This window comes from Pseudomonadales bacterium, assembly GCA_013215025.1.
Taxonomy (GTDB): Bacteria; Pseudomonadota; Gammaproteobacteria; order Pseudomonadales; family DT-91; genus DT-91.
In genome coordinates, this window is sequence record JABSRR010000194.1 from 1 (window position 1) to 4,965 (window position 4,965).

Below are 4,965 nucleotides of genomic sequence, written 5' to 3' on the forward strand. Positions count from 1 at the left end.
ATCATCGCGGCACTGTATACGGTTGATCTTTCGGTCACCTCATTTGCGGTAGCCGGGGCCAGTATTGTGGTGCTGATTGCCATGAATATGCTGAAAGTTGCTCGGCCCGGTGCCTATATGCTGGTAGGTATTGTGCTCTGGGTTAGCGTGCTAAAGTCTGGCGTGCATGCAACATTGGCCGGCGTGATTTTAGCGCTAACCATTCCGCTGCAGTCAGTCGATAATAAAGGCCGCAAATTTTCTATGTCGGAGGACTTTGAGCACTTCTTGCACGTCTGGGTGGCGGCGCTAATCTTACCGTTATTTGCCTTTGTCAATGCTGGCGTCAACCTCAAGGGCATCGACCTATCACAAATGCTCAGCCCCGTGCCGTTAGGCATTGCACTGGGTCTCTTTATCGGCAAGCAGCTGGGTGTGTTTGCTTTTTGTTTTGTGGCGATCAAAAGCGGTCTCGCCAAACTGCCCAAAGGCACGACCTGGCTGCAGTTATATGGCGTGAGTATTCTAACCGGCATTGGTTTCACCATGAGCCTGTTTATTGATTCGCTGGCGTTTACTGGCGCCGAAAGCCGCTTGTTTGCCAGCACCGACAAACTGGCGATTTTAATTGGTTCTCTGCTGTCAGGGGTGATGGGCTTTTTAATCTTAAAATTTGCCCCCGCCGCCAAAACCAGCGCTGACGATGCCGATTAACACCCTGATTATTGGCGCCTCTGCCAAGCCACATCGCTATGCCTATAAGGCTTTAGAGGCGTTGACGGCGGCACAGCACCGCTGCAGCTTACTGGCCAACCGCAGCGGTGAAATTCTTGGCATTCCTGTGTTTACTGCATTTTCTGAGCTCCAATCGCCGATTGACACCGTAACCTTGTACCTCAATGCAACCCGCCTAGAGCCAATGCTCGAGGCAATTATTGCGCTCAAGCCGCGCCGGGTTATTTTTAACCCCGGCACCGAATCCACTTCAGCACAAGCATGCTTGCAGGCACAGGGCATTGACTGTATTGAGGATTGTACTTTAATCATGTTACGAGAAAATCGTTACTAAATACTAAACTACCGGAGCCTAGCCATGATCAGCGTTCAGCAAACCCTTCCTGCGGTCACCCTCAAAACCATTGGCGACAATGGCCCAACAGACATCAGCACCGAGGCGATTTTTAGCGGCAAGAAAGTCGTTCTATTTGCGGTGCCGGGCGCCTTCACCCCGACCTGCTCGGCCGCGCATTTGCCAGGCTTTGTGGTACATTACGACGAGATCATTGCCAAGGGCGTCGACACCGTTGCCTGTCTGTCTGTCAATGACGCTTTTGTGATGCAAGCCTGGCGCGATAGTCAGAATGCCGAGCATATTTTAATGCTGGCCGACGGCAATGCGACGTTTAGCACCGCCATAGGTCTGGAATTAGACGCCACTGGTTTCGGCATGGGTACACGCTGTAAACGTTTTGCTATGATTGTCGACAACGGCGTTGTCAGCCATCTTGCGGTAGACGAAGCAGGCTTTGAAAAAACTTCTGCCGAAGCGATTCTTGAAGCGCTTTAAGACTGCACTATAATTTCAATAAACGATAATAAAAGGCGAGCTAGCTATGGCCCACCATATTCTTATGCAACACTTTTTAGCGCGTGCCGCCGAGCACCCTAATAAACCGTATTTGCATCAACCCATTAACCGTGAACTCGACATTTACACATGGAAAGATGTAGATCAACAAGCCAGAGCAATTGCTGGCGCACTTGCAGCAGAATTTGAACCGGGCGATAAGATCGCACTGCTGTCGAAAAACTGTGCCGAATGGATCATTCTTGATATCGCCATCATGATGGCTGGCATGATTAGCGTGCCGGTATACCACACTGCCAGCAAGCAGACGATTGAGTATGTGCTCAGCCATTCTGAGGCCAAGGCGCTGTTTATCGGCAAGCTGGATGGCAAAGATGAAATTCTCGCGGCCGATAAGTCGGCTGTCGTCACCGTTGCCATGCCTTATGACAATATCAGCTGTGACAAAGAGTGGCAGCAGTATGTTGCGCATGCGCCAATCGAGGCGATCGCTGAACTGGGTGATCATGACTTAATGACGCTGTCTTATACTTCGGGCACGACCGGCTCACCAAAAGGTGTGATGCTATCGGCGAATAACCTAGTGTCAACCGCGGTGTCCTTGTCGAATAAGCTGAATATGAATGAGCAAGACAGAATTATGTCGTATCTGCCGCTGGCACATATTATGGAGCGTTACCTGATTGAGGTTGGCTCGATGGTGGCCGGTACCTCTATTTATTTTGTCGAATCTTTAGATAGCTTTATTGAAGATGTGCAGGTTGGTCGCCCGACCTTGTTTATCTCGGTGCCGCGACTGTGGAGTAAATTCCAGTCGCAAGTGTTATTAAAAATGCCGCAGAAAAAGCTCGACCTGCTGCTGAAGATTCCACTGCTTAAAAATATTGTAAAAAACAAAATCAAAACCGCACTGGGCTTAAACCACGCGCGCGTGTTTGCCTCGGGCTCGGCACCGATCGCCAAGGATATGTTGGAATGGTACTACAGCATTGGTATTCCAATTTCTGAAGGCTGGGGCTTAACCGAAAGCTCAGCCGGTTCCACCGTTAATGTGCCGTTTGATTATAAAGCGCTGGGCACGGTTGGCCGTGCACTTGACAGCTGTGAGGTAAAAATCGACCCCTCTGGCGAAGTTTTATTGCGTGGCGACTCGGTATTTGAGAACTACTATAAAAATCCTGAGGCGACTGCCGCCTCTTTTGTCGATGGCTGGTTTCGCACTGGCGATCTCGGCAGCTTAGATGCACATGGCAATTTGTCGATTGTGGGCCGGGTAAAAGAGCAGTTTAAATCTGAGCGCGGCAAATATGTATCGCCGGTGCCGATTGAAAGTCTATTAATGCAAAACCACGATATTGAATCCTGCATGGTGTATGGCTCGGGTCGTGCACAGCCGATTGCGGTCGTGTCGATGGCGGAAGGCTCGCGTGATGAAAGCGCAGAACTGACCGCGGGCTTAGTTGCCACCTTGGATAGCGTGAACCAGCAGCTCGAACACCACGAGCGGCTGGACCATTTAATCGTCGTGAAAGACCAGTGGACGCCAGAAAACGGTTTGCTAACGCCGACCTTGAAGCTCAAACGCCCACCGATTGAAGAGAAATATGCTAACTACATCAGTGACACGCTAGCCGCTAAAGTGGTTTGGGAAAGCTAGTTTGTTGAGGCCCTTGGTATAAGCCTAAAGCGCTAGCGACAAGCCGGCAAATAAAAGCCCTGCAGCACATGCTGTGGGGCTTTTTTAATGGCCAGCGGATAAGCTATCACTGAGCAACTTTTTAGTAATATCTCAGCAATATCTTAGTAATCGCAGCAATCACAATGCAACAATTCGCCGAAAGCTTCAGCGGCTGACTGGCTAAAAATAAGCGTAAAAGTTTAATGCGATTTATTCTCATTTGAATATAATCGAACTTTTATTATTGCAATCGGATCTTAACATGGCCAGATACCTTAGCGCCCTTCTGCTGCTCACGTTGTCAGCAGCAAGCTTTGCCTCTTCCCCCTCCTCAACCTCGACACAAGAAGTGAATGTATACTCCGCGCGTAAAGAGGCCTTGATAAAGCCGCTGCTAGATCGCTTCAGTGAGGAAACCGGCATTAGCGTCAATTTACTCACGGGTAAGGCCGATGCGCTGCTGGTGCGTTTGCAAAATGAGGGCCGCTTAAGCCCGGCTGACCTGCTCATTACCACCGATGCTGGACGGCTATACCGCGCTAAAGACGCAGGGCTTTTACAGCCGGTTCAGTCATCGGTTTTAAGCGAGCATATTCCTGCCAACCTTCGTGATAAAGACAATCTTTGGTTTGGCTTATCTACGCGCGCGCGACCAATCATGTACAGTGTTGAGCGGGTTAAGTCCTCAGAACTGAATCGCTATGAAGATTTAGCGGGGCCTGCATTTAAAGGCCGAATTTGCATTCGCTCATCCTCAAATATTTATAATCAGTCGCTGATTGCCTCGATGCTCGCTGCAGACGGTGCGGAACAGACGAAAGCCTTTATCAAAGGTTTAGTGGCTAACTTAGCCAAGCCACCTAAAGGTGGCGACCGCGACCAAATTAAAGCGGTGGCCAGCGGTCAATGTGATATTGCCATTGCTAACACCTATTACTTAGCCGGCATGTTGAACAGCCAAGACCCTCAGCAAGTGGCTGCCGCTGAGCAGCTTAAAGTTTTTTGGCCCAATCAAAACGACCGTGGCACGCATATTAACGTCTCTGGGGCCGCGGTCTTAAAAGCCGCCAAACATCGCGCCAATGCCGTTAAGCTGATTGAGTTTTTAGTCTCTGCCGATGCCCAAGCATGGTATGCCGAAGCTAACCATGAGTACCCGGTGCGAGCTGGCGTGGCCTGGAGCCCGCTGTTGGAATCTTGGGGCAGCTTTCGTGCTGATGAGCTGAATTTATCAGTCTTGGGAGAGCGCAATGCCGAAGCCGTTAAACTAATGGATCAAGCCGGCTGGCGCTAACACTCTCGATGATGCCCATACTCAGCCGCATTAGCCTTGAATGTCGCCAGCTGCCGCTCACGGCCTGGCTGTTGTTGGCAGTGTTGCTGGCATTTCTAACGCCCGTATTCAGTGTTTTTTCTAGCCTGTTTGCTGGCTTCTCTTCAGCAAGTTGGCAGCATTTACTGGATACCGTACTGGCTCAGTATGTGGTGAATTCGCTTTACTTAGTGATGGGTGTTGCCGTCGGCGTCAGCATCATTGGCGTCACCTCAGCATGGCTGGTGGCACGTTGCGAATTTATTGGTCGCAAGCTTTTTGCCTGGCTGCTTGTACTGCCGCTGGCAATGCCCGCTTATATCATAGCTTACACTTACACCGGCATGTTAGATTTTTCAGGACCGCTACAAAGTTCACTGCGCGCTGCATTCGGCTGGTCTTATGGCG

General features: G+C 50.3%; 5 protein-coding genes and 1 pseudogene. All 6 read left to right on the forward strand.

Translation table 11 applies throughout. The features are described 5' to 3' along the window. The coding region (locus HRU21_11495) for a Na+/H+ antiporter NhaA (protein ID NRA42913.1) at positions 1-693 on the forward strand (693 nt) is incomplete at its 5' end. Beyond that, a complete protein-coding gene (locus tag HRU21_11500) occupies positions 683-1,048 on the forward strand; it encodes a CoA-binding protein (GenBank protein NRA42914.1) in 366 nt (121 codons plus the stop codon). The genes HRU21_11495 and HRU21_11500, both read left to right, overlap by 11 nt. A gap of 24 nt (positions 1,049-1,072) precedes the next feature. Beyond that, positions 1,073-1,546 (forward strand): peroxiredoxin, encoded by a 474-nt coding sequence (locus HRU21_11505; protein ID NRA42915.1) that lies wholly within the window; start codon positions 1,073-1,075, stop codon positions 1,544-1,546. A gap of 46 nt (positions 1,547-1,592) precedes the next feature. Then, on the forward strand, positions 1,593-3,224 hold the full coding sequence (locus HRU21_11510; GenBank protein ID NRA42916.1) for an AMP-binding protein: 1,632 nt from the start codon (positions 1,593-1,595) through the stop codon (positions 3,222-3,224). Positions 3,225-3,507: 283 nt separating this feature from the next. Next, positions 3,508-4,539: a Fe(3+) ABC transporter substrate-binding protein gene (locus HRU21_11515; GenBank protein NRA42917.1), complete on the forward strand. Its 1,032-nt coding sequence runs from the start codon at positions 3,508-3,510 to the stop codon at positions 4,537-4,539. A gap of 152 nt (positions 4,540-4,691) precedes the next feature. Beyond that, positions 4,692-4,965 (forward strand): annotated as a pseudogene (locus HRU21_11520) (iron ABC transporter permease).

Coding starts and splice junctions, on each gene's coding strand:
- HRU21_11505 (NRA42915.1), top strand. CDS start 1,073: ATGATCAGCGTTCAGCAAACCCTTCCTGCGGTCACCCTCAAAACCATT.
- HRU21_11500 (NRA42914.1), top strand. CDS start 683: ATGCCGATTAACACCCTGATTATTGGCGCCTCTGCCAAGCCACATCGC.
- HRU21_11515 (NRA42917.1), top strand. CDS start 3,508: ATGGCCAGATACCTTAGCGCCCTTCTGCTGCTCACGTTGTCAGCAGCA.
- HRU21_11510 (NRA42916.1), top strand. CDS start 1,593: ATGGCCCACCATATTCTTATGCAACACTTTTTAGCGCGTGCCGCCGAG.